The sequence below is a fragment of the Acinetobacter ihumii genome, assembly GCF_900625095.1.
In the GTDB taxonomy this organism is placed as follows: Bacteria; Pseudomonadota; Gammaproteobacteria; order Pseudomonadales; family Moraxellaceae; genus Acinetobacter; species Acinetobacter ihumii.
This window is the reverse complement of sequence record NZ_LR130760.1, coordinates 105,786-130,459: the sequence shown is the minus strand read 5'-3', so window position 1 is coordinate 130,459 and position 24,674 is coordinate 105,786. Positions and strand designations below refer to the sequence as shown.

21 protein-coding genes, 1 tRNA gene and 1 pseudogene are annotated in these 24,674 nt (G+C 39.5%); 6 read left to right on the top strand and 17 right to left on the bottom strand.

Features of this window, described 5'->3' with window-relative positions; genetic code table 11:
- Positions 1-31 precede the first annotated feature (31 nt).
- Together E0D95_RS00655 and yaaA are read left to right on the top strand one after the other, a co-directional pair.
- Entirely contained in the window at positions 32-1,495 is a 1,464-nt protein-coding gene (locus E0D95_RS00655) for an aminoacyl-histidine dipeptidase (RefSeq protein WP_130802069.1), read from the top strand.
- 194 nt (positions 1,496-1,689) lie between these two features.
- Entirely contained in the window at positions 1,690-2,466 is a 777-nt protein-coding gene (yaaA, locus tag E0D95_RS00650; protein WP_130802068.1) for a peroxide stress protein YaaA, read from the top strand.
- Positions 2,467-2,513: 47 nt separating this feature from the next.
- Here yaaA and E0D95_RS00645 read toward each other — a convergent pair whose 3' ends face one another.
- The 9 genes and pseudogenes from E0D95_RS00645 to E0D95_RS00605 form a co-directional block, all read right to left on the bottom strand.
- Complete coding sequence (locus E0D95_RS00645; protein ID WP_130802067.1) at positions 2,514-2,858, bottom strand: hypothetical protein; 345 nt, start codon at positions 2,856-2,858, stop codon at positions 2,514-2,516.
- A 184-nt stretch (positions 2,859-3,042) separates the two neighbouring features.
- Positions 3,043-3,261: pseudogene (locus E0D95_RS00640) on the bottom strand (FAD-dependent oxidoreductase); the annotation flags it as partial.
- On the bottom strand, positions 3,228-5,750 hold the full coding sequence (locus E0D95_RS00635) for a tandem-95 repeat protein (protein ID WP_165443221.1): 2,523 nt from the start codon (positions 5,748-5,750) through the stop codon (positions 3,228-3,230). The gene E0D95_RS00635 and the pseudogene E0D95_RS00640, both read right to left, overlap by 34 nt.
- Before the next feature lie 267 nt (positions 5,751-6,017).
- A complete protein-coding gene (locus E0D95_RS00630) occupies positions 6,018-6,437 on the bottom strand; it encodes a hypothetical protein (protein ID WP_130802065.1) in 420 nt (139 codons plus the stop codon).
- 517 nt (positions 6,438-6,954) lie between these two features.
- Positions 6,955-7,701: an LPS export ABC transporter ATP-binding protein gene (lptB, locus tag E0D95_RS00625; protein ID WP_130802064.1), complete on the bottom strand. Its 747-nt coding sequence runs from the start codon at positions 7,699-7,701 to the stop codon at positions 6,955-6,957.
- Complete coding sequence (gene lptA / locus E0D95_RS00620) at positions 7,701-8,249, bottom strand: lipopolysaccharide transport periplasmic protein LptA (RefSeq protein ID WP_130802063.1); 549 nt, start codon at positions 8,247-8,249, stop codon at positions 7,701-7,703. Before lptA ends, lptB begins: the two co-directional genes overlap by 1 nt.
- Positions 8,233-8,781 (bottom strand): LPS export ABC transporter periplasmic protein LptC, encoded by a 549-nt coding sequence (gene lptC / locus E0D95_RS00615; RefSeq protein WP_130802062.1) that lies wholly within the window; start codon positions 8,779-8,781, stop codon positions 8,233-8,235. The genes lptA and lptC overlap by 17 nt, the downstream gene beginning before the upstream one ends.
- Before the next feature lie 38 nt (positions 8,782-8,819).
- Positions 8,820-9,359, bottom strand: a complete 540-nt coding sequence (locus E0D95_RS00610; RefSeq protein ID WP_130802061.1) for a KdsC family phosphatase — start codon at positions 9,357-9,359, stop codon at positions 8,820-8,822.
- A 3-nt stretch (positions 9,360-9,362) separates the two neighbouring features.
- Entirely contained in the window at positions 9,363-10,340 is a 978-nt protein-coding gene (locus tag E0D95_RS00605) for a KpsF/GutQ family sugar-phosphate isomerase (RefSeq protein WP_130802060.1), read from the bottom strand.
- 209 nt (positions 10,341-10,549) lie between these two features.
- On the opposite strand from E0D95_RS00605, the gene cysS reads away from it, so the two are divergent.
- Both cysS and E0D95_RS00595 read left to right on the top strand, forming a co-directional pair.
- Entirely contained in the window at positions 10,550-11,971 is a 1,422-nt protein-coding gene (cysS, locus tag E0D95_RS00600; RefSeq protein WP_130802059.1) for a cysteine--tRNA ligase, read from the top strand.
- A 64-nt stretch (positions 11,972-12,035) separates the two neighbouring features.
- Positions 12,036-12,111 (top strand) — tRNA-Gly (locus tag E0D95_RS00595).
- 765 nt (positions 12,112-12,876) lie between these two features.
- Here the strand turns inward: E0D95_RS00595 and E0D95_RS00590 are convergent.
- The 7 genes from E0D95_RS00590 to E0D95_RS00560 all read right to left on the bottom strand — a co-directional run bounded on the left by E0D95_RS00590 (position 12,877) and on the right by E0D95_RS00560 (position 20,858).
- Positions 12,877-13,836, bottom strand: coding sequence for a D-2-hydroxyacid dehydrogenase (locus E0D95_RS00590; protein WP_130804808.1), 960 nt, complete (start codon positions 13,834-13,836; stop codon positions 12,877-12,879).
- Positions 13,837-13,910: 74 nt separating this feature from the next.
- Entirely contained in the window at positions 13,911-14,861 is a 951-nt protein-coding gene (locus E0D95_RS00585) for a LysR family transcriptional regulator (RefSeq protein WP_250645226.1), read from the bottom strand.
- Positions 14,862-15,108: 247 nt separating this feature from the next.
- Positions 15,109-16,068, bottom strand: a complete 960-nt coding sequence (gene speB, locus E0D95_RS00580) for an agmatinase (protein WP_130802058.1) — start codon at positions 16,066-16,068, stop codon at positions 15,109-15,111.
- A gap of 405 nt (positions 16,069-16,473) precedes the next feature.
- Positions 16,474-18,006: an amino acid ABC transporter permease/ATP-binding protein gene (locus E0D95_RS00575; RefSeq protein WP_130802057.1), complete on the bottom strand. Its 1,533-nt coding sequence runs from the start codon at positions 18,004-18,006 to the stop codon at positions 16,474-16,476.
- Between the two features lie 22 nt (positions 18,007-18,028).
- Positions 18,029-18,832 carry an ABC transporter substrate-binding protein gene (locus tag E0D95_RS00570; protein WP_130802056.1) on the bottom strand — a complete coding sequence of 268 codons (804 nt, stop codon included), beginning with the start codon at positions 18,830-18,832 and terminating at the stop codon, positions 18,029-18,031.
- 10 nt (positions 18,833-18,842) lie between these two features.
- Complete coding sequence (locus E0D95_RS00565) at positions 18,843-19,919, bottom strand: isopenicillin N synthase family dioxygenase (RefSeq protein WP_130802055.1); 1,077 nt, start codon at positions 19,917-19,919, stop codon at positions 18,843-18,845.
- A complete protein-coding gene (locus E0D95_RS00560; protein WP_228258815.1) occupies positions 19,920-20,858 on the bottom strand; it encodes a sugar phosphate isomerase/epimerase family protein in 939 nt (312 codons plus the stop codon).
- Positions 20,859-21,289: 431 nt separating this feature from the next.
- Here E0D95_RS00560 and E0D95_RS00555 point away from each other — a divergent pair, with 431 nt between their 5' ends.
- Positions 21,290-22,177: a LysR family transcriptional regulator gene (locus E0D95_RS00555; protein WP_130802054.1), complete on the top strand. Its 888-nt coding sequence runs from the start codon at positions 21,290-21,292 to the stop codon at positions 22,175-22,177.
- 3 nt (positions 22,178-22,180) lie between these two features.
- Here the strand turns inward: E0D95_RS00555 and E0D95_RS00550 are convergent, their stop codons facing one another.
- Positions 22,181-22,933 (bottom strand): class II aldolase/adducin family protein, encoded by a 753-nt coding sequence (locus E0D95_RS00550; protein WP_171478521.1) that lies wholly within the window; start codon positions 22,931-22,933, stop codon positions 22,181-22,183.
- 462 nt (positions 22,934-23,395) lie between these two features.
- On the opposite strand from E0D95_RS00550, the gene E0D95_RS00545 reads away from it, so the two are divergent.
- Positions 23,396-24,571: a hypothetical protein gene (locus E0D95_RS00545; RefSeq protein WP_130802053.1), complete on the top strand. Its 1,176-nt coding sequence runs from the start codon at positions 23,396-23,398 to the stop codon at positions 24,569-24,571.
- Positions 24,572-24,674: the final 103 nt, after the last annotated feature.

The following is a 24,674-nucleotide window of genomic DNA, read 5'->3' as shown; positions in this document are numbered from 1 at the left end:
TATCTATAGAGATTTTCAGAGTCTTCAATACATGCAATCTGTCGATTTTTCCCAACTTTCTCCAACATTGGTCTGGAAACATTTTCAGACCCTTTGCAACATTCCACGACCGTCCAAACAAGAACAAAAACTGCGTGATCACCTGCAAACATGGGCGGAACAATTAGGCTTGGAAACGTATGTGGATCAGGTTGGCAATCTGATTATTCGTAAAGCTGCAAGTAAAGGCAAAGAACAGGTCACTGGTGTGGTTTTGCAGGGACATCTGGATATGGTGACGCAGGCAAACTCGGGCACCATTCATGATTTCACTCGAGATCCGATTCAAGCTGTGCTTGAGAATGGCTGGTTGATTGCCAAGGATACCACTTTAGGTGCTGATAACGGCATTGGCGTTGCTTTAGCCTTAGCTGTATTGGAATCTGATGACATTGCGCACGGTCCCATTGAAGTTTTACTCACCGTCGATGAAGAAGCGGGGATGAGTGGCGCGAGATTACTTGAAAGTGGCGTTTTAAAAAGTAAATGGTTATTCAATATGGATACCGAAGAGTGGGGTGAGTTATATTTAGGCTGTGCAGGCAGTCAGGATGTCGAGGCACAACAAAAGCTGACTTATATTGCGACTCCGCAAGCTGGACTCAAAACGGTTGAAATATCGGTTTCTGGATTGAAAGGTGGGCATTCAGGCGTCGATATTCACTTGGGGCGTGGTAATGCCAACGTCATATTGATTGGACTATTACAGCAACATTTATTTGAATTAAGCGCATATCTGGTTGAATTCAGTGGGGGAAGTGCGCGTAATGCAATTCCGCGCGAAGCTACCGCTTTAATTGTGATTGAAGAAAAGCAAATTGAGACTTTACGCAAGCATGTACAAGCGTATGAGCAGCACTACCAAGAAAAATTAAGAGGCATTGATGACGGTTTAAAAATAACGGTTGAAGTTAAAGAACAGACCTTAACCGAAGTGATTCATCCGCAACAACAAACCTCATGGTTAAGAGCTTTAGCATCTTGTCCTTATGGTGTGGAAAAAATGAGCAAGGTTTTGGACCATGTCGTTGAAACCTCAAACAATATAGGTGTGGTGCAGCTCAATCAACAACAAGCGAAGGCTCTGATTATGGTTCGCTCCATGGTGAATAGCGAAGCGACTCGTTTTTCAGAACAGATTGCGACGCATTTTAGCAAATTGGGCATTAAGTCCGAGCTTACGCCGTTAGTTTCAGGCTGGACACCCAACCCTGACTCTGAAGCATTAAAATGTTTACAGCAAGCTTATCAAACCGCATTTAAGATCGAACCACATTTGAAAGTTATTCATGCGGGTTTAGAGTGTGGCATTATTGCTGAACACTATCCTGACTTACAAATGGTGTCATTTGGACCCGATATTCAAGGGGCTCATGCACCGGGTGAGCGGGTGAAAGTAGATACAGTGGAAAAATGCTGGAAGTTATTGGTCACCGCTTTGGAAAGTGTCAAATAGTGAATAGATACTATGATTCTGGAGAAGCAGGATTGGCTTACTCCAGAATCTATCAGTAATCGACGACTCTAAAGTGCGGTACACAACCTGACATTTGAATAAACGATGATCGTGAACAAAATCCTAAATGAGCTTTCATATTGAAAATGTTATAGTCTAACTTATTATTCATTCATCGGTTTATTGAGGTTTTTATGCTTTCAGTCATTTCTCCAGCCAAGACTTTAGACTACGAAACAACATTACCAACAGATAAACATACTTTACCAAGATTATTGACTCAATCTGAGCAGTTGATTGAAGTTTGTCGTGAATTGTCGGCTTCCCAAATTGCCAATTTGATGAGCGTCAGCGACAAAATTGCCACTTTAAATGCCGATCGTTTTCGTGACTGGACAGCTGATTTGTCGCTTGCCAATGCAAGACAAGCCATTTATGCCTTTAAAGGTGATGTTTATACTGGCTTGGATGCATATAGTTTAAAGCAGGCTGATATCGAATTTGCTCAGACACATTTACGCATGTTATCTGGCTTATATGGGCTGCTTCGTCCGTTGGATTTGATGATGCCATATCGTTTAGAAATGGGAACCAAATTACAAAACCCGCAAGGGCATAATCTGTATGAATTTTGGGATGATCAAATTACCCAATTGATTATAAAAGATTTGGAACATACCAAAACTGATGTTTTGGTGAATATTGCCTCTGATGAATACTACAAATCTGTCAATGAAAAATTGATTGACGCGCAAATTATAAAGCCCGTATTTTTAGACCAAAAAAATGGCAAATACAAAGTCATTAGTTTTTATGCTAAAAAAGCCAGAGGTTTAATGGCTCGGTTTATCATCGAAAATAAATTGGAGAAAGTACAAGACCTAAAAGCATTTAATAGTGATGGTTACTATTTTGATGCGGACAATTCGAGTGAATCAGAATTGGTATTTAAGCGTGATGAACAAGTTTAATCAAAAATCCCGCTTGTCATAAGCGGGATTTTTTTGAAGCAGATCACTTAGTTCTGAGTATCTTTTTTCACATCTTGTGCTGTTTTCTCAACTGAAGTCGCTGCATCATGTGCAGCTTCACGGGTTGCAGCCTCAGCTTTATCCGCAGCATGTTCAGTGGTTGCAGCAGCATGATCTGCCGCTGCGTCTATTTTCGCGACAGCATTATCTGTGGCAGCATCAATTTTTGTAGCGGCGTCAGCGGTTGCATGTTCAACATCATGGCTCGCCTGAGTTGCTGCGTTTTCAAGATGTTCACCTGTGGTTGCCCCAGTTTCAGGTGCTTTGTCTTTATTACAACCAACAAGGGCAACGGTCGCAGCAAGACCAATGATCATCATTAACTTATTCATGATATGTTCCTTTTTAATTGTGGCATCCAGAAAAATTTGGATAGCTAAATATTAGCTATAACAGGTTGCATAACGCGATTATAATTTGTAATTAAAATGTTAAAAAATGCAATAAAAAAAAAGGCTTAGCATTCGAGGAGGCTAAGCCTATAAAACCAGATCAGGTTTTTAGTCAAGCAAGTGATCAACTATTCCGAATAATATAATCAAATGCGGATAGCGATGCTTTCGCACCTTCACCTGTGGCGATGATGATTTGCTTATACGGCACAGTGGTACAGTCACCCGCTGCAAATACCCCTGCAACATTGGTTTCATTACGCTCATTGATGATAATCTCACCACGTGGGCTTAACTCCACCGAACCTTTTAAGAAATCGGTGTTCGGTAATATTGGAAGTTGGTATTGCCATTCCAGTCTGCATTCGGTTTGAAGTAGATCGTCGCTCCGTTTGAGCTGGCTGTGATCACATCTGTGGTCGTTAATGCAGTGCCTGTCCCAGCAGCGTTGCTGTAGAAGTTACCATTGGCTGGCAGTGTGCTGAGTTTGAAGCTCGCGACTGTACCATCTACATCGGTACCACTGAGGCTCACCGCAATGATGCTGTCTTCTGCTCCTGTTGCTGTGATCGCTTGTGGTACTGGCGCATCATTCACCGCAGTCACAGTAATGGTGCCTGTGGCTGTGCTGCTTGAGACTAAACCATTGTTGTCGGTTGCGCTGTATTGGAAGTTGGTATTGCCATTCCAGTCCGCATTCGGTTTGAAGTAGATCGTCGCTCCGTTTGAGCTGGCTGTGATCACATCTGTGGTCGTTAATGCAGTGCCTGTCCCAGCAGCGTCGCTGTAGAAGCTACCATTGGCTGGCAGTGTGCTGAGTTTGAAGCTCGCTACAGTGCCATCTACATCGGTACCACTGAGGCTCACCGCAATGATGCTGTCTTCTACTCCTGTTGCTGTGATTGCTTGTGGTACTGGGGCATCATTGACTGCTACTATCGTGACTGGAATGGTGACAATAGTTATACCACCTTTACCATCATCTAGTTGAACATCAAAACTATCGTTGCCATTGTAATTGGTATCTGGCGTATAGGTATACGCACCGGTCGCCGGGTCAATCGTCACCGTACCATGACTTGGGTTGCTGTTGACTGTATAAGTTAAGCTGTCGTTATCTACATCTTGTCCAACTACATTGCCATTTATCGGCGTGTCTTCATCGGTGCTGATTGAACTGGCTGTTGCAGTTGGCGCATTGTTAACGACTGCAACACTCACTGGAACAGTCACTGTGGTGCTGCCCCCTTTGCCATCAGCAACCGTCACCACAAAGCTGTCATTGCCGTTGTAATTGGTAGCAGGTGTATAGGTATACGCACCGGTCGTCGGGTCAATCGTCACCGTACCGTGGCTTGGATTACCGCTTACGCTATAAGTTAAGCTGTCGTTATCTACATCTTGTCCAACTACATTGCCATTCACTGGCGTGTCTTCATCGGTGCTGATTGAGCTGGCTGTCGCTGTCGGTGCATCATTCACCGCAGTCACAGTGATTGGAACAGTCACTGTGGTGCTGCCACCTTTGCCATCATCTACTTTGACTTCAAAGCTGTCATTGCCGTTGTAATTGGCGGCAGGTGTATAGGTATAGGCACCGGTCGCCGGATCAATCGTCACGGTACCGTGGCTTGGATTACCGCTTACGCTATAAGTTAAGCTGTCCCCATCGACATCTTGTCCAACTACGCTGCCATTCACCGGCGTGTCTTCATCGGTGCTGATTGAACTGGCTGTTGCAGTTGGCGCATCATTCACCGCAGTCACAGTAATGGTGCCTGTCGCAGTGCTGCTTGAGACTAAACCATTGTTGTCGGTTGCACTGTATTGGAAGTTGGTATTGCCATTCCAGTCCGCATTCGGTTTGAAGTAGATCGTCGCTCCGTTTGTGCTCGCTGTGATCACATCTGTGGTCGTTAATGCAATGCCTGTCCCAGCAGCATTGCTGTAGAAGCTGCCATTGGCTGGAAGTGTGCTGAGCTTGAAGCTCACTACCGTGCCATCCACATCGGTACCACTGAGGCTCACCGCAATGATGCTGTCTTCTGCTCCTGTTGCTGTGATCGCTTGTGCCACTGGTGCATCATTCACCGCAGTCACAGTGACTGGAACAGTCACTGTGGTGCTGCCCCCTTTGCCATCAGCAACCGTCACCACAAAGCTATCGTTGCCATTGTAATTGGCAGCAGGTGTATAGGTATAGGCACCTGTCGCCGGGTCAATCGTTACGGTACCGTGGCTTGGGTTGCTGCTGACTGTATAGGTAAGATCATCACCGTCTGGATCTGTAACATTTACAATTGTCCCAGTTTTAGGTTTGTCTTCCACAACACTGATAGGCTGTTCTTTATCGATATCAAGAACTTGTGGGACCTTATTATTCGGAGTCGCATTATTGGAGTTTCCACCTCCACTGCCTCCACCACCTGCCAATGCAACACCACCAACAATCGCAGCCCCACCTGCAACCCAAGGCCATAATGCACCTGAACTAGCCCCACTTGCTATTGGTAAAAGACTTTCCAAACCTGAAATTTCTTTAAATAGTGGTGCTCCATTATTCCAATCAAACCATAAAAAAGCGCACTCATTGTCTTCAAAAACTAAATCTGAAACGAGTTTATCTTCGTATTGAACGAAGAAATTTTCAATTGTGATAATATCGCCGTTCTGAAGTTTTAAAATTAAATTATTGCCATTCTGAATAAACTCAGCGACATCTTTTCGATGTAAGTTGACCTGAACGATAGCAGCCGCTTTTAATATAATTTGCGAGTTATCTACCGTATTTTTTTCTAAAGATTTCTTTTCTGTAACAATGAATTTAGTCATACCTGTATACCCAAATATAATGGGCGACCCCATTATTTAAACCCTTAATACATAATTGGTAATTTGCTTTCTATTGTTATGCTCAATCCTTTGAGCATTAGCCTGTCAAGAAAGATCAAATTCCGCCAAGCACCAACTTTTTCATCAAATATCATTAAAAAGATTGGTTATCATCTATTTGATTAGACATAATCTTTTTTTAAAAAATTACATCTCGTTTCTTTTCACTCTTACTTAGCCAGTCAGAATAAATTTCTTAGAGTCAACTCACTTTTTAGTATTGACTTGAGTGATAAAAGGCTTGTCATTGCTATCGATTGAGATTTTAAAATTCTTATTCTGATAAGGATCATGTAGATTAATTTTCAATTGATAGGTTTCGCATTTTGTTTTACAACTTTTGACTTTAATAACATAACTATCAGGCTTTAAATAAAAATCTGCCTGATTATTAATGTAGAAATTTCCAGCTTTAAAATCATCCACAAAAAAACCAATCGGACAAGTCTGTCTATTCTCATTATCATTGGCACATAGCTTATTATCTCGTGACACATGTATGACTTGAGTCTTAACTGTATCTTTTTTCTGAAATAATAAATCCGAAGGCTTTGAGTAAGGACTGAGTGATGTCATACATGCTGCTAGGCTGAGACTTAAAACAGCAACAGAATAGTTACGAACCATAAAAACCCCCAATAAATGTAAAATTTTGTATAAAAATTAATTCTTATAAATTACATTAAAAAGTTAAACATGTCACACTTTTTATAAAAAATATATGAATAATTTGCATTAGGGAAAATGATATATTTTGCTTATATATAAAAAAAATTGATATAAAGTTAATCATACAAACAAAATGATTTTGGAAATTTTACAAGAACATATATTTTTTATTTAAAAAATTAATAAACTATTAAAATAAAATAGAAAGCTTTTTTGTCTTAAATTTTTATGATCTTAAATTATTTCAATTTAAGCAATTCCCAAGTCAAGCCATTAAAACTCAATAGAACAATAAAGTATAAATTTTTAGTATTTAGCTAAATAGGAAAAAATAATTAAAAATATTACATATTTTTATTATAAATTTCATCTAATTTTTAAAAAATTATTGAAGAAAATTATGATAAAAATTTTCAATATCAGATAAAAGTAAATTCGATATTCTTAACGAATTTACTTTTATCAAGTAATATAATTAAACCGTAAAGTCATCACCAAGATAGACTTTTCTGACCTGTTCATTTTCTAAAATCTCTTGTGGAGAACCTTCAGCAATCACCGAACCTTCACTCACAATATAAGCATGTTCACAAATGGCCAATGTTTCACGTACATTATGATCCGTAATTAAAACACCAATTCCACGTTCTTTCAGATTGCGAATAATTTCTTTAATATCACCCACTGAAATGGGATCAACCCCTGCGAATGGTTCATCTAACAACATAAATTTAGGATCAGCTGCTAAAGCACGCGCAATTTCCGCACGACGACGCTCACCACCCGAAACACTCATTCCTAAAGAATCTTTAATATGACCAATTTTAAAGTCAGCCAGTAATTCACTAAGACGTTGTTCACGCTGTTGTTTATTTAAATCTTTACGTGTTTCCAATATCGCCATAATATTTTCGGCAATGGTAAGCTTTCTAAAAATAGAAGCTTCTTGTGGTAAATAGCCAATGCCTTTTCTGGCACGTTCATGCATGGCCAAATGAGAAAGATCCTGCTGATCTAAATGGATTTCTCCTTTATCCATACGCACCAACCCCACCACCATATAAAAGCTTGTGGTTTTACCTGCACCATTTGGACCAAGCAATCCCACAATCTGTCCACTTTGCATTTGAAAAGATACATCCTTCACCACCCAGCGTTTATTATAATTTTTTGCTAGATGTTTGATGCAAAGGGTTTGTGGTTTTTGAAGTGACTGCTCCATTAATCACGCGCTCCTGGAAAACTTCTCGAACTTGATGGTGGAATAATCAGTTGGACACGATTAGAACTTGAGCCCTGTGCTTCAATATCACCCTTATTCATACTATATTTCAGGCTATTACCCCGAATGCTGGCACCATCCTGAAATAAATAGGCATTTCCATTTAAGGTGATAATCCCGCTATCTGCGTTGTAGACAATCTTTTGCGCCTCACCACGTGCAATTCCTTTTTCAGCACTGATTTGTTGCTGAAATTTCGATGGTCGTCCATTGGCGGTAATAGTTTGTATTTTACGTTTTTCATTCAGCTGCGCGACGATCGAATCTGCCTGAAGCTTCATCGTGCCCTGCTCAATGACGACATTACCCGTATAAGTGGTGATTCCTGTTTTATCATTGTAGGTTGCTTTATCAGCCACCAGAGAAATGGGTTGATTTCGGTCTGAAGGAAGTGCCAAAGCAGACGCAGAGATCATCGCAACCACACTCAAGCTGCAAATTTGTTTTAGGAAAGTCAAACAAGACATCGAATTAAGAGTTTGGTGCATACTTTCCTCGAATATTAAAAAACTCGTATTGTCCATTTTCCAGATTAGCTTTTAAACCATTGCTGATAAAAGAAGCCTGTGGTGATTGCACATCAACCTGATGACTGGTTTCAATCATTTTTGTGGATGGGTAAGTGGTTAACTCATCTGTACGAAAAACAATCTCACCTTGTTCAGCCAGTTTAGTTGCCACAACATCTCCAGAAAGAATCACTTTTTCGTTGTCATCATAGCCATTGGCAACTTTTGAAAAGAAGGTCGCATTCACCTGACCATTTTCATACATTGCAGCGTGCAAATTTTCTAATCGTGACGTTTGTTTTTGCATATTTTGCTCGAGTCGATCAACTTGAGCCCGTATGTAAAGATGTCCATGATCATTGGTTTGTGTCAAGTGAATGTCTTGAGCAGAATAAGTCATATTACGACTGCCATCTGCCTCAAGTCTCTTGGCTTTGCCACTGTAGTAATAATAACCACCACTTATGGCTGCGATGAGAATCGCGACAATATATAAAACTCTGGTATCCATAAGCGACGCAATATCACCTTTTTCACTGGCTTAAACTATTAATGAGGTACTGTAAGATATTTTACAAGAAGTTCTTCGTAAACTCCTTTTGCATTCAGTAACATATCACAGACTTCACGCACAGCTCCACGACCACCCATCGCCTGAGTAACCAGATCCGCTCTACGGCGTAATTCTACGTGTCCATTTGGCACAGTCACACTCATGCCTGCTATCGCAAAGGCAGACAGATCAGGCCAGTCATCGCCCATATATAAACAGTCATTCGGGGTTAAATTAAATTGAGCGCATGCTTCACGCAGTGCCACACCTTTATCTTCTCGCCCTTGAAAGACCAGATCAACACCCAAGTCAGACATTCTTTTTTCAACGATTTGACTTTTACGCCCGGTAATAATAATGACTTTTAAGCCAGCCTGTTGCACCAGCTTCATCCCCAATCCATCACGGATGTCAAAAGATTTAATTTCATCGCCATTATTGGTCAGCGTCACAAATCCGTCGCTTAAGATGCCGTCAACATCCAGAACCAAAGCCTGTATATGACGTGCCTGTTCAAGTAATGCATAAGAAGCCATGTATTAATTTACTCCTGCCTGAATCAGATCATGCATACTAATTACGCCAATGACTTTATTTTGATCGTCTACTACCACAAACTGGTTGATATGTTTAGCATTGAGTTGTTTCAATGCTTCAACTGCACGGGCTTCTTGAGAAATTGTTGCTGGGTGTTGAATCATGACCGCAGACACTGGTAATTTCACATCAAAACCTTGTTGTTTATCAATCAGGCGTCGTAAATCACCATCAGTAAAAATACCTAATAAATGATCTTGTTCATCAACAATCGTGGTTAAACCTAAACGTTTATTTGAAATTTCATAAAGCACTTGATTCATCGGCGTATTCGGCGAAACTTTAGGAAGCTCTTCACCTGTATGCATAAGGTGCTTAACGTGCAAGAGTAACCGTTTACCCAAAGCCCCAGCTGGATGGGAACGCGCAAAGTCATCAGCAGTAAAACCACGTGCCTCAAGTAAAGCCACAGCCAAGGCATCGCCCAATACCAATGTTGCTGTTGTACTTGAGGTGGGTGCTAGACCTAAAGGGCAAGCTTCATTAGATTCACCCAATGTTAAGGCCACATCTGCATTTTTAGGCATTGGACCGGTGTTATCACGGCTGATGGTAATTAATGGCACTTCAAGATGTTTGATTAAAGGCATCAACATCATAATTTCATCGCTTTTTCCTGAATTGGAAATCGCAATGAGGACATCACCCCGAACCAGCATGCCTAAATCGCCATGCCCTGCTTCACCCGGATGCATAAAGAAAGAAGGTGTGCCTGTAGAGGCAAAGGTGGCTGCCATTTTGCGACCGATATGCCCAGACTTGCCCATACCTGTTACCACTACGCGCCCCTGACATTGCAAAATAATCTCGCAAGCCTGATTGAAATGATCATCAATTTGATTGGCTAATACATCTAAGGCATGTTGTTCAATCGCAATGGTTTCCAATGCAATTTTTTTAAAATCGATGGCATGGGTCATAAATAATGAACTCAAACAATTCACTATAGCCGCTATGACTATAATCTTTTTACTAAAAAATTTGCGTTATTCTAACACATCTCCATTCTTGGCACATTTTAAAATGTACAAGTTTTCCTATACCCATAAAAATCATGGATAAGTCTTTGTGAAATATGTGGCTTACGTTATGATGTAACACTATTTTTGGTGAACGTTTTAAGAGCCTTATGCAACCATTCGTTTTATATAACTCAGAGCAACGTAAAAAAGTTGAATTTGTCCCACGTGTTGACGGTCAGATTGATATCTATGTCTGCGGAATGACGGTGTATGACTACTGTCATATTGGACATGCTCGAGTCATGGTCGCCTTTGACTATATAATCCGTTTCCTGCGTAGCCAAGGCTGGAAAGTTCGTTATATCCGTAATATTACTGATATTGACGATAAAATTATCACTCGCGCCAATGAAAATGGCGAAACCATTCAAGAACTGACCGCACGCTTCATTACTGCCATGAATGAGGATGCTGCGAGTTTGGGTTGTGCAGAACCCGATGAATCACCTAAGGCGACTGAATACATCAATCAAATGCAAAACATGATTGGTACTTTGGTTGATAACGGCACGGCCTACGCAGCGACCAATGGCGATGTATATTTCGAAGTCAATAAATTTGCCAAATACGGTCGACTTTCTGGGCGTAAACTAGATGATATGCAAGCAGGTGCCAGTGAACGCGTCGATGTTGAAGTTGAGAAAAAACATCCGTTTGACTTCGTGCTCTGGAAACATGCCAAAACCAATGAACCGTCATGGCAATCGCCGTGGGGCAATGGTCGTCCAGGTTGGCACATTGAATGTTCTGCAATGTCGACCTGCTGCTTGGGTAATCATTTTGATATTCATGGCGGTGGTTCGGATTTGTTATTTCCGCATCATGAAAATGAAATTGCACAAAGTGAAGCAGCAACAGGCGAACAGTATGTCAATTATTGGATGCATGTTGGCTTTATCAATGTCGATGGCGAAAAGATGTCGAAATCTTTAGGGAATTTCTTTACCATTCGTGATGTGATGGAAAAATTCCACCCTGAAGTGATTCGCTATTTTATTGTATCTTCGCACTACCGCAGTCCAGTTAATTTTTCTGATACTGCTTTAAAAGAAGCGAAAACCGCATTGACCCGTTTTTATCATGCTTTTAAAGCCTATGAACAAGTCTATGGTCAAACTCGCGCTGAACAATTAGATCAAGCCTTTGTAGAACGTTTTAACGTTGCTATGCGTGATGACTTTAATACCCCCGAAGCAATGGCTGTACTCTTTGAACTAAATCGTGAACTGAATCGAGCAGTGAAAGAGCAACAAGCCGAGCCTGCGACACTTTACTATGCAACTTTGCGTCATCTGACTTCAATTCTAGGTTTGGTTCAGCATGATGTCGATGAATTTTTAAAATCTGATATTGGACAAGAAGCACTGTCTTTGTCTGATGCAGAAATTGAAAGTTTAATTCAACAACGTGCTGATGCAAAAAAAGCAAAGGATTTTGCAGGTGCTGACAGCATTCGTCAGTCTTTATTGGAAAAAGGTGTTGTGCTTGAAGATACGCGTCAAGGAACGGTTTGGCGACGTGCTGATTAAATCAACAATTAAAACAGATGCATATTGACAGTGAAATGAAACTGTCTATAATGCATCTCACATTGCGGGAATAGCTCAGTTGGTAGAGCACAACCTTGCCAAGGTTGGGGTCGCGAGTTCGAGTCTCGTTTCCCGCTCCAAAATTTTAAAAGCCTCAGTTTAAAAACTGGGGCTTTTTTGTTAAGCGAATTCAATTAACAAGTGAACCAGTATAAAAGCAGCCATTACTTCACTCTGTGTTTAGCATCCTAAACACTTTCTCGGACGAATGCAGTGCAGCTTCGATGGCTTGAATTCGCTCTGATGTGACATGCTCAAATCATAACGATTTTGACAGAGATTGACGAATTGGTATTGTTATTTCTTGCCCATTGGTTTGATCGAGATGGATCAGTGGAATACATGTTTATTTCTTAGTTGTTAACTCCACTCCTTGCCCTTATAAAATATCATGTGATAAACATGAGTCATTTTATGCATTGACAAATGGTTATGGCAGATACTCTGTTATAACCAAATATAGGAATAGCCAAAGGTCGTTAAAATCGAGGCCTCACGATAAGAATGCTGTCTCGATAATACTTAAACCTGCTTTGCTCTATAACCGCACAATCCTTGATTCAGTCATAGTTAATATGAAATGGCTGATTTGGAACCCTTCAGTTGTCTAGTGATTTTAACTTTTGACATTTTGCTATTCAGAGCAACTCCAATTTAGTATCTTTCATCTTGAGAAAGTTGGGTATATTACTTCAGCGCGTGCTTTCTCATTAAAAGTTATAAAAAATCAAATTAAATGTAATGCATTCTAACTTTCTTAACCACTGACAAATAGATTGCACTTCATTATTGAATCCACAAGAAAAATTAAACCTCATATTCCATATATTTTTCAAATCTAAAAACTAAATCACTCTATTACTATCAAATCCTTGCAAATTCAGTTCAATATTTTGGATGAGTATATTCAATATTCTCTTTTTTGCTTCTTCGCTTGCCCAAGCAATATGGGGAGTAAGCAAGATATTAGATAATCCACTGTTTAAAAGAGGATGATCTTTAGATGGAGGCTCTGGAGTAATCACATCAGCAGCATAACCCGCAATATGTCCCGAACGAAGTGCCAGCAATAAATCTTGATCATTAACTAAAGCGCCTCTGCTCACATTAATAATAAAACTATTAGGTTTCATTAAACTCAGATTTTCGCGATTAATTACCCCCCGATTATCATCATTTAAAGCACAATGCAGTGATAATACATCGGCAATATGGAGTGCCTTGTGAAATGGAATATATCCCTCACGGCAGGTTGTCTGATTCGGGCGCTCAGCAAAAAATATTTGCATGCCAAAAGCTTGTGCTTTAATTGCTAAGGATTGTCCTATTTCTCCTCGCCCCACTATAACCAGATTCTTCCCTTTCAAATCATAAATTGGTTTCAAGTCATCCTGATAACAAAAACACTGACTTTCACTCCATGCGCCTGACATCACTGAGTTTTGATAAAACTGGAAGTTTTTAATGAGATTTAACATCAGTAAAAAAGCATGCTCTGCAACAGTATCACCCGCGTATTCTCTAATATTGCATACCTTAACATTTCTTTGCTTTGCGAGCTGAATATCAATATGATCAAACCCCGTTGAACACAATGCAATCAATTTCAGATCAGGATTATTTTCCATCACTCGTTGATCGACTTGCAAATCATTCACAATTAAAACATGTTGATCTTTGACCTGATCATAAAACTGTTGTTGAGTAAGTCTTTCAAATTCAGTGTAATCCACAGGAAAATCAAATTTAAACTGCTCATGACCCAAATACTGCTTTTCAGTGCATGTAATTCTGATAGGCTGCATATTATTTATCTCTATTCTACTGATACGGATTGTCGATGACATATGAGTCATCTGATATTTCGTATACGTAATTTCTAGTTAAGACGTGCCTTAGCTCGGCTTTCCTGCATAGGTGGCGTTAAATTAAAACTGCATGAAGCGTAATGGTTTTTATGGTAATAATCAGAAATAAAATCATGACAAAACCGTTTAAAGTTTTCTATAGCTTCATTTGTGTTGACGCCAGAAAGTGTAGCAAGGCCGATGCTCACTGGCGCATGATCTCCCTCAAGCGCTAAACGTACAAGTTTCTTACCATCTAGCGTATGCTCTAACTTATGCCTTAAATTGGTCATACTATAACCCCATCCATTGGCCACCATCGTTCGTACCAAATCATAATTTTTATAAGTTTCCTTAATGTTTGGAAGCAGATTATGCTGTTTGAATAATTCTGTACAATAATCCATATAATAAGGTGAATCATGTAAAATCATGGGAAACTGGGTTAACTCTTGCAAGGTCACAGTATTCATTTTCGCCAATGGATGATGTTCACTCACCAATATCTGAGGTGGTAAAGTTACAATCGGCTCAAAACAAATTAAATCATGATCAATCTCTAAATGGCTGGTAATCACCATGTCGACTTTATTCGACAATAACGCATTCATAAGTTCATCATGGTGACCATCGATCAGACAGATCTCTTCATCCTGATGTAACAACTTAAACTCATGCACAATATCTGAATAAATTAATGGTGTTAAAACATGATGACACCCAATATGCAAAGATCGTTGTGTTGAACCAAAATATTCAGAAGCCAATGTATAAAGTGAATAGGTTTGACCTAAAATAAACAAACACTCTTTCAGAATTTTTTCACCAATATGGGTTAACAATAAACCACGCGCATGTTGGCGAATAAATAATTTCACTTTTAACTCTGATTCAATATGAGAAATCGCAGCCGAAATTGAAGGCGGAGAAACATGTATTTTCTCCGAAGCTACAATGATACTGCCGTGTTGGGCCGTTGACACAAAATATTCCATTTGTCTAAAAGATATACGATTCAACACAGTCGTTTCTCCATATTTTTAAAATCAAACATACATAGAAAATCAGATTCACTGCAAAATCAGAATGATCGAGTACTTATATTTTCTTTAAGCACTTAGATAATTTACCTTCAGTACAATCAAATTTTCTCTGCGATAAATTGATCGTTGTACATTGTCAATTGTTAAAAAATCCTTGATCCCCTACCCAACGTATCAAAGTAATAAGCTATTTTTGAGTAACGTTCGGAAGGATGCATAACATCTCGAATAACAGATTTGCCCCTAATAATGCAGTATTTCCAGTCGTGTCATAAGGAGGTGATACTTCGACTAAATCAGCACCTATAATATCGAGCCCTTGACATCCCCGAATGATTTCTAAAGCTTGAATAGTCGTCAGTCCACCCACTTCTGGCGTACCTGTTCCTGGTGCCCAAGCAGGATCAATCCCATCAATATCAAAAGATAAATAAACAGGTCCACCGCCTACTTTTTCTCTTACCTCTGCCATGAGTGGTGCAAGCGATTGATGCCAACATTCTTCTGCCTGTACAACACGAAATCCTTGACGGCGACTCCAATCAAAGTCATCCGCGCTATATCCTTGTGCCCTTAGACCAATTTGAACTACACGATCACAGTCTAGAAGATCTTCTTCAACCGCACGTCGAAAAGTCGTGCCATGTGCAATTTTTTCACCAAACATATGATCATTTACATCAGCATGGGCATCAATATGAACCAGACCGACTTTGCCATATTTTTTCTTGAGTGCACGTAAAATAGGTAAAGTTAAAGTGTGATCACCCCCTAGCGTTAAAGGTGTGATTCCATATGACAAAATGCGATCATATTCCTGTTCGATAATCTCAACTGCATGTAGTAAATTAAAGGTATTAATCGCTACATCACCAATATCTGCCACATTGATACAATCAAACGGTGCCGCACCTGTAGCCATGTTATAGGGTCTGATCATGACGGATTCTGCTCGAATCTGACGCGGTCCAAATCGTGTACCAGATCGGAGTGAAGTTCCGATATCCAGAGGGATACCTACAAAAGCAGCATCCAATTTAGCCAATTCATCAGGTGTTTCAATCACAGGTAAACGCATCATGGATGCAATACCGCCAAAGCGTGGCATTTCGTTTCCACCCAGAGGTTGATGTAAATGTTTGGCCATTTATGTACCCATATCTGTTTGTTTTCATTATTTATCTAATAAAATCATCTTGCTTTAAATAGCATTTATTAAATAATTAGTTTTGATTTTTATAAACTAATGCAAGGGCCATATGCCCTAAACAGTCGCGATTGATAAATTAGAGGTCAGATCATGCTAGAGATTGATCAGCCATCAATAGCATTTTACAAGACTTATAAAATATAGAGGAAATACGGAAAAATAAAATGATTAAATTCAATTAGATGCTGATTTGTCATTATCCTATGGAATAAAAAAAACCTATCTTGAACTGATAGGCTTTAATAAAGATAATGTTAATTTTATGATCTCGTTCTTATCATTTTGATTTGAGTATTTGGCATGGCATTTACAACATCAGTTTCTCTTTGAATTGTCGGACTTTTAAGGTGAGAATTTAACCTGCATAAATTCACGTACCCGACTCAATGCAACAGATGAATCATCATGGCGAATCTTTTCGGGCGAAGCATCACATTGAACCACGCCATGCTCCATCATGATCACTCGATCAGAAATCGACAGGGCAAACTCCATCTCATGGGTCACGATCAACATCGTCATTCCTTCATGGGCAAGTGACTGGATCACTTTTAAAACCTCACCTACCAATTCAGGGTCAAGCGCAGAGGTTGGCTCATCGAAAAGCATGATATCAGGCTTGAGTGCCAGTGCTCTTGCTATCGCAACACGTTGTTGCTGACCACCAGAAAGCTGATGCGGATATTTATGAATATGTGCAAGTAAGCCCACTCGATCTAGTAAATAAAGTGCCTGCTCTTTTGCCACCTCGCGATCGAATAACTTATGATATAAAGGTGCAAGCATGACATTATCTAAAACAGTACGGTGTGGGAATAAATTAAATCCCTGAAACACCATCCCAATACGACGAACTCCAGCACGCATCTTGGCTTTATCCATGACCGCATCGCCTTTGAGATAGTCATCTCCATAGAGAATGATCTCACCATGATCAATGCTTTCAAGTGCATTAATTGTTCTGATCAGTGTCGTCTTACCTGATCCAGATGGACCAATAATACTTAACACTTCTCCATTTTCTACTTTAAGGTTCACCCCCTTTAACACATGATGTTGCCCCCATGATTTATGAATATCACGCAAATCCAATGCAGCAGGACGACCTGAAGCCACTGCTTGTGTTTGAGTTACAGCGACAGGCACATGTAAATGCTGCCTTAATGTATTGCATTGGTGCTCGTCCAGTGTTTGCGGTGTACGTCGTTGCAAATTCAGTAAGTTTTCCAGCCATTTAAATAACCATGTAAATAAAGTCACAATCATGACGTAGTACACGGCAACAGCAAGTAATGTTTCCATAACAAGAAAATTATCTGCATATAAACGCTGCCCTGTCAGTAATAATTCAGGCAATGAAATTACGGACAAGATTGAACTGAGTTTAATGACAGTAATAAATTCATTAATTAAAGTAGGTAGTGCGATTCGAAAAGCCTGTGGAATGACGATCAAACGTTGAATGCCGAAAAAACTAAAACTTAAAGCATGCCCAGCTTCATTTTGTCCTTTGCTCACAGACAACAAACCACCTCGATGAATTTCTGCCATATAGGCAGCTTCAGTCACGGTCATCGAGATTAAACCGGCAATAAATGGCACCCCCAGTAGAGGCTGAGTAACTGGAAACATTTGTGGTAAATTGTACACAAAAACCAATAACACCATTAAAGGTATACTACGGAAAAACCAGATATAGAGTTCGACGGGAATTTTTATCCATCGTGGCGCAGATAACTTTGCACATGCCAGAATAAATCCCAGTATCATCCCAATAAACCAAGATAATGAACTGATTACAATCACAGTCACACAGGCTCGCCAAAAATCAGCAAAACCAAATAATGAGAAAAAATATCCCCAATCGAATTCCATACTGGCTCCTAATCTCAATCAATTAATGAATAGGTTCTAAATTATATTTTTTGATAAGTACGTCATATTGACCATTCGCTTTCGCTTTAGCGAGTGATGCTTTGATCGCTGTCACCAGAGCAGTGTTGCCTTGGGTCACATAAATTCCAAGTGGTAATGGATAGACCAGACGAGAAGAGCTGATCACTAGTCTGCCACGACTTTTTTCAACCAAAATTTTGGCCGCTGGCGCAATTTCCAATTGTGCGTTTACATTTTTGGACATTAATGCCTGAGATACCTCAGAAGCTGTGGGGAACTCCATGACCTGAATAGCAGCTTTTCCATTTTTGACACAATAAGATTCTGAAAGTTTTTTCAGACTGGATACCCATGCTGTGCCTTGCTGTAAACCCACTTTTACACCACACAAATCATTTTCTGTTTTAGGTAAAGTGCTACTATTTTTAAGTGCAATAATCGAAGCCCCTGTCATGGCATAAGGAATTGCATCCGCCTGTTTTAAACGCTCTGGGGTGACATATAATCCTGAAATGACAGCATCATACTTTTTACCCAAACCTAAAATCAGACTGGTAAATTTCGTATCTATAAGCTGAGGTTTTGCATTTAAATCTTTGGCAATTAATGCAGCAAAATCCGGATCAAGGCCAACGATATTTTTCTTACTATCATAAGATTCAAAAGGGGGGTAAGTTGCCTCTAGACCCACTTTAAATACGCCATTGGTTAGTAATGGTGCTGCATGAGTCACTGATGAAAAACATGTAGCGAGGGCGACAGATAAAGCCATATGATATGGAATTTTTTTAAGCGATTGTTTCATAAATTCATCCTTATGAGTTGATCGTGGTTTTTTGCTTGGCTTGTTGTTTCAAATGACCAAAGGTATTGGTTGCCCTTGCCCGTTCAGGAAGTTGCAACTCACCTTTGGCGACTTTTTCACGTAAATAACGATAGGTTTGTAATGCCTGACTCCACATGTGTTCACCAATACTAAGTTCTCTATATTGATCAGCTTCATCTGCGTTTAAAAAATGCGGTAATGGACGAATCAGCGTGTGATAGTCACATGCAAAGAATAGCGGAAAAGAATAACGCTCTTGGGGTACCTTGCGAACACGGTGTGCAGTCGCAATAAAAGTGCCAGCACTCAACACTTCAAGCATGTCACCGATATTAATAACAAAGGCTTCTTCACCTTTGATATCTTTAGCTGGTGGTGCATCAATCCAGACTCGATCTTCATTCAGCACTTCCAGACCAGGCTGATCTGCAAGCAATAGTGTGAAGCATTCATAATCAGTATGTGCACCAATCCCAGGCTTATCCTCTGCCGTGGCATCAAAAGGATAATGAATCAAACGTAGCTTTGATGGTGGGCAAGTCACCATGGATTTGAAGTAACCTTCTGGCAAACCAAGTGCGAGTGCAAAAGCATCAAATAAACGATGCCCCAGCGCGAAAACAGCCTGATAATAATCCAGCACCTGTGACTTGAATTCTGCAAGCTCTGGCCATTCATTTGAACCAATCAGCGGAGTTTTAGCCAACACAAAAGGATGATTCTCCGCTGCCTGAAAGCCGATATCAAAAGCTTCTTTAAGATCAGGTTTGCCAGAACCATAAATTTCCTCGCCTTCAGGAACATAACCTTTATGGCTTTTAGATTGGCCAATGTAGTAATTCATTTTTTCCTGCATAGGTAAGGCGAAAAAGTTTTTTGCTGCGGCGCGAACTCCTGCAATTAACTCTGGTGCAATACCATGACCAGTGACATAAAAGAAACCAACGTCTCGCGATGCTTGCCCAATTGCATCCGCAACAGCCTGACGCTTTACTAAATCATCGCTACTCAAGTCCTGTATATCAATGACTGGGAGCTCCGTAAAAGCACCTTTAATCTGGGTCATTTATCCTGCCTCCTTTTCAATTAAAGATAAAAATTCATTAAAATGCTGTTGTTCCTGCTGAACCATCCATGCATTTAGTGACCATAAATCAGCCACTGGGACATTGGTAAAAGGTAAATGATGTAGATAACCATCAGCGCCAAACTCAGGCGTCAATGTAGTTTGCCGATAGCCACGACGATATTGTGATTGCCAGATTTTTTGCCAAAAATCTTGCTGAAACTTCAATGCATCCTGATATTCAGGAGCCGCAGGATGAGGAACCTGCGGTCCTTGATCATATCCAACCCGGGCTTGAACATGATGTACGCGATCAATAAAGGCTGTAAAATCATCACATGGATCATTGAGTAAACGTTCACTGACTACAATCCAGTGGCTAATATCAGCCGTAAATTGCAACTGTGGCAGTTGTTGAATAATTTCCAATGTCAACCATGGGCTATAAAGGGAAGTAGCTCGATGCGTTTCAAAACTACAATTCAACTCAAAATGCTGTGCCAACTCATGGGCTTTACCCAAAAAATCAACTTGTTGTGCTAAAGGCCAACGATCATTCCCTGCAAGTAAATTCACGAATAATGGTTGTAAGGTTTTCGCTGTATCAAAACGCTGTTTTAAACGTTCAAGATGCTGTTCAGGGCTTTCATGTTGGGCTGGGATGACATCCCCTCCACTAAATATAATTGCAATATAATCTAATCCCGCCGCCTTAAGACGTGCGGCTAAAGTTTGCTGCTCCATACTAGTTAGCGGCACTCGTGCCTCGATACCACAGCAACCTGCACTGATTAATTCACAAAGTGTTTGCTCCCAAGAAGTATTCACGCCCCATAAAGTACGGAAGGTTTTCAGTTGCATCGCGCTATGCTGAGATATGGTATTTTGTCTAGGATGCGTTTGACTTATTTGACTGGATTGAGATAGATGCTTAGTCATTTTTAAATCTATATCTAGCTGTTTTATTGATGTTATCACCCAAAGTGATCAGCAATTAAATAGCAATTTCTAAATAATTAGTTTTGAATTTTCTAAACTAAATCAGGCAACGATCACCTAGACCATGCTGTTCCTTCTTCTATCCATCCATTTATAACTCAAACTTAGCTCAGCTAATGCCTGATTTAAGTTGGCTAATTAAACTGATGCCTTTTTCACTCACAGATATTGCAGATTATTTTTTATTCTGAGTTAGAAAAGTATTTGAAATTAAAATAATCATTATTATGCATTTTTTTAGCAGTGATCCTCCTGCTATTGACATAAGCACATCAACAGTTCCAAACAAGTGCTCTCTTTTTTAGATTTACTTTTGACATTCCTGAACTAAATAATTACTTTGGAATAATCATTTCAATGATCATTAGATTATGGATATTCAGCATCTTCCAGATCTCAAACTTCTGCGTATCTTTGAAACCGTAGTGAAGTATCAGGGATTTGCGAACTCTCAGCAGGAACTTAATTTATCGACTTCGGCTATTAGTACCTATATGAGTCAGTTGGAAGCCAATGTAGGGATGAAATTATGCGAACGAGGTCGAGGTGGCTTCTCTCTGACCTATAAGGGTGAACTTTACTATCAGGAAACTGTAAAACTTTTTCAGGAAATCGATAAATTCGCACTCTATAGCAATCAAGTCAAAGGTGAGTTAAACGGGATATTAAAAATTGGCATTTTAGATTCAATTGTGACCGAGAAACTGTTCCCAATTGATCAAATTATTGGGCAATTTTCTCAGGAAAATCCATATATCTACATACAACTTCAGATACAAAGTCCTTATGAATTGCAAATGGGCGTATTAGAAAATCGCTACGATTTGGCCGTGGGTGCATTCTTTATCAAAATGAATGGTATTACCTATCATCCTTTACATAAAGAACAACACTGGTTGTTTTGCAGTGACAAACATCAATTATTTCAACAACGCCATCTGACTGAAAAAATGATTACACAAGAAAAAATGGTTCGACGCGGCTATTGGAGCCACAGTGAACTGGCTAAACATGGATTTAACAATTCATCTGCGTCTGTAGAGTCAATGGAAGCTCAATTAATTCTGATTTTATCGGGTCAGTATCTCGGTTATTTGCCTGAACATTTTGCCCAATCTTGGGTCGATCAAAAACGCCTAAAAGTTTTACTTCCATCGACCTTTGGTTATCGCGCTCCATTTTCATTAATCATGCGACGCGGGCGTAGCAAAGATCCGATCATTCAAAAATTTCGCACGATTATGTCAAAATATATTTGAGTTTTAACTGCAAAAGTCTGCTTTATCTTGCTCAATTAAGGATAAAGCAGCATGCCATGCATCCCAAATAATCCCTTCAGCATCATCCTGTTCAAATTGAGTTGCGGTATATTCACATAAGGCTTCATCAGGATAAATTAATGTTTGTCCTGATAATGCTTTCACTTGAATCTGACAGGCACGTTCCAGAAAATAAATTTCATGAAAGGCATGTGCTACAGACTCCCCCGCTGCCAACAAACCATGATTTCTTAATATCATGGCTTTATGATTGCCAAGATCGCTAACTAATCGTTCTCGTTCTTCAAGTGATAAAGCAATCCCTTCATAAGTATGGTAAGCCAAACGGCGATAGAATTTTAATGCGTGTTGAGAAATCGGTAATAACCCATCCTGCTGCGCAGATACAGCTACACCATCTGCCGTATGAGTATGAATCACACAATTTAAATGTGGTTTTGCCTGATGAATGGCCGAGTGAATGATGAATCCTGCCAAATTGACTTTTTTTCCTTGATCATAATCTTCGATAATATTTCCCTCATGATCAATCTTAACCAGATCAGATGCACACATCCGATCGAATACAACTCCATAACGATTAATCAAAAAATGATTCGGCTCATCAGGCACACGTAAACTAATATGTGTATCAATTAAGTCCGTCATTTTATAATAGGCAATTAAACGATAAAGTGCTGCCAATTGACATCTTGCCTGCCACTCAACCGATTTTATCGTGAGTTTTTGATTCATTTGCATGCCCTCTGAAGAAAATATTGAAGCTACTTTGGAACGTGAATAGAGTTCCGCAAACATCATCCTTTATTTTTACTTTTTTTTGATTCGTATTTACCGAATCTTAATTCAAAATTTCAAAATTTCATTTAAAAAAAATATTGGGTATAAGTTCTAACATGAGTTTAGTTGATTATTTACAACAATACATGGCTCAAAGTGGTTAATTTTTGCTCACACTGGCTCCACGCATCATATAGTCGTGTAGAGAAACTGGTCAAGCTATAGAGTAACCCCAATATGCTTTTTCATCTTCATTAAGGCAAATGAATCCATGTGTTCCATTTTTAAATATCAACTATTTGATGAATAAATTGATCTGATATCAGCCCGTATTGATCTGTCATTTCTTATCAAAATTGACTGCTGACCCAGATATTGGACCAATTATTATTTTTTTATCATTTGGGGTTTATCGTTATGCTGCATCGTAAATTAAAAGTTTCAATCACCACCTTAAGCTTTTTAGCACTTTGCCAAATGGGTCATACTGCGGATCTTAGCATCGGAGATCCAGATTCAAAAGAAGGTGAACTTAAGCTTTCTGGCTTTTTAAGAGCCAAATATGAAGACAAAGGTTGGTCTAAAAACGATCAAAAACTAACTTTTGATGCTGCAAAATTTAATCTGGATTATCAATCCTCATTAATGTTTGGTCATATCGAATATCGTTGCTATCAATTCGATAAACTGTGTGATTTCTCTGCTCTTGTTGATGGTTATGTCGGCTATAAAATTAATCCAAGCAATAAGATCACAGTGGGTTTACAGCCGATGCCATTCGGTCCTGGACGCTTCTGGGAAAGTAACAATTATGGCGGTATCGTCACTCAAGTCGGTCTTGAAGATGTTCACAATGTCGGGATTAACTACAATACTACCCTATTTAAAAACACTGATATTGATCTAGGGTTTTTCCCAACGGACGGCGGTAACTATCATGGCAAAAGTGTAGATTCGGCACGTTATTCTTCCAACTTTGTTGAGCCTGATCCAAGCAGTGAGATTCAAACTTACTTGCAAGAAAAAAATATGTGGGCAGCACGGGTCAATCATAAATTCAAATTGAATGATCCAGATTTCACTGCCTCTTTAGGCGGCTCATATTGGTATGCCGATGTTAAAAATAAAACCAATAATGAAACAGGTGATCATCAAGCATGGGCATTATTCAGTCAATTAGGCTATCAGAATTTTCAGGTCACCGTTACTGGTGGTCATCATAAAATTGATAATAAAGATCCAATCTTTCCAAATGTGTCAGTAGCAGGCTCTTTTGACTATTATAATTATTTAGCCAATGAAGGCGATTTTTATACCGTTGATATGAGCTATGCATTTAAGGATGTTGGAAAAATCGGAACAATTACACCTTATGCCATGTATAGTGCTTATGATAAAAAAGGCAGCTACAAAACCTCCACTCGTAATATTATCGGAGTTTCTTTAGATCATAAAAGCTTAGGCTTTACTGCTGAATATATTATGGGTAAAAACGACCTGTTGATCGGCGGCAATGAATACTCTCTTGCGCAAGGCAATATTGGCGATAAGACACAACACTTACTTAAACTGACAGCGGCTTATCGCTTCTAAATACTCACTAAAAACCAAATATTCTGATGTCTCTTAAGCCAATATTTCATATTTTGAAAATTGGCTTATTTTATTAGATTTCTTGCAAAAGTTAAAACTTGAG

What these genes read in the sequence shown, in the direction of transcription:
- E0D95_RS00655 (WP_130802069.1), top strand. Translation starts at nt 32, where the DNA reads ATGCAATCTGTCGATTTTTCCCAACTTTCTCCAACATTGGTCTGGAAA.
- yaaA (WP_130802068.1), top strand. Translation starts at nt 1,690, where the DNA reads ATGCTTTCAGTCATTTCTCCAGCCAAGACTTTAGACTACGAAACAACA.
- E0D95_RS00645 (WP_130802067.1), bottom strand. Translation starts at nt 2,858, where the DNA reads ATGAATAAGTTAATGATGATCATTGGTCTTGCTGCGACCGTTGCCCTT.
- E0D95_RS00635 (WP_165443221.1), bottom strand. Translation starts at nt 5,750, where the DNA reads ATGACTAAATTCATTGTTACAGAAAAGAAATCTTTAGAAAAAAATACG.
- E0D95_RS00630 (WP_130802065.1), bottom strand. Translation starts at nt 6,437, where the DNA reads ATGGTTCGTAACTATTCTGTTGCTGTTTTAAGTCTCAGCCTAGCAGCA.
- lptB (WP_130802064.1), bottom strand. Translation starts at nt 7,701, where the DNA reads ATGGAGCAGTCACTTCAAAAACCACAAACCCTTTGCATCAAACATCTA.
- lptA (WP_130802063.1), bottom strand. Translation starts at nt 8,249, where the DNA reads ATGCACCAAACTCTTAATTCGATGTCTTGTTTGACTTTCCTAAAACAA.
- lptC (WP_130802062.1), bottom strand. Translation starts at nt 8,781, where the DNA reads ATGGATACCAGAGTTTTATATATTGTCGCGATTCTCATCGCAGCCATA.
- E0D95_RS00610 (WP_130802061.1), bottom strand. Translation starts at nt 9,359, where the DNA reads ATGGCTTCTTATGCATTACTTGAACAGGCACGTCATATACAGGCTTTG.
- E0D95_RS00605 (WP_130802060.1), bottom strand. Translation starts at nt 10,340, where the DNA reads ATGACCCATGCCATCGATTTTAAAAAAATTGCATTGGAAACCATTGCG.
- cysS (WP_130802059.1), top strand. Translation starts at nt 10,550, where the DNA reads ATGCAACCATTCGTTTTATATAACTCAGAGCAACGTAAAAAAGTTGAA.
- E0D95_RS00590 (WP_130804808.1), bottom strand. Translation starts at nt 13,836, where the DNA reads ATGCAGCCTATCAGAATTACATGCACTGAAAAGCAGTATTTGGGTCAT.
- speB (WP_130802058.1), bottom strand. Translation starts at nt 16,068, where the DNA reads ATGGCCAAACATTTACATCAACCTCTGGGTGGAAACGAAATGCCACGC.
- E0D95_RS00575 (WP_130802057.1), bottom strand. Translation starts at nt 18,006, where the DNA reads ATGGAATTCGATTGGGGATATTTTTTCTCATTATTTGGTTTTGCTGAT.
- E0D95_RS00570 (WP_130802056.1), bottom strand. Translation starts at nt 18,832, where the DNA reads ATGAAACAATCGCTTAAAAAAATTCCATATCATATGGCTTTATCTGTC.
- E0D95_RS00565 (WP_130802055.1), bottom strand. Translation starts at nt 19,919, where the DNA reads ATGACCCAGATTAAAGGTGCTTTTACGGAGCTCCCAGTCATTGATATA.
- E0D95_RS00560 (WP_228258815.1), bottom strand. Translation starts at nt 20,858, where the DNA reads ATGACTAAGCATCTATCTCAATCCAGTCAAATAAGTCAAACGCATCCT.
- E0D95_RS00555 (WP_130802054.1), top strand. Translation starts at nt 21,290, where the DNA reads ATGGATATTCAGCATCTTCCAGATCTCAAACTTCTGCGTATCTTTGAA.
- E0D95_RS00550 (WP_171478521.1), bottom strand. Translation starts at nt 22,933, where the DNA reads ATGAATCAAAAACTCACGATAAAATCGGTTGAGTGGCAGGCAAGATGT.
- E0D95_RS00545 (WP_130802053.1), top strand. Translation starts at nt 23,396, where the DNA reads ATGCTGCATCGTAAATTAAAAGTTTCAATCACCACCTTAAGCTTTTTA.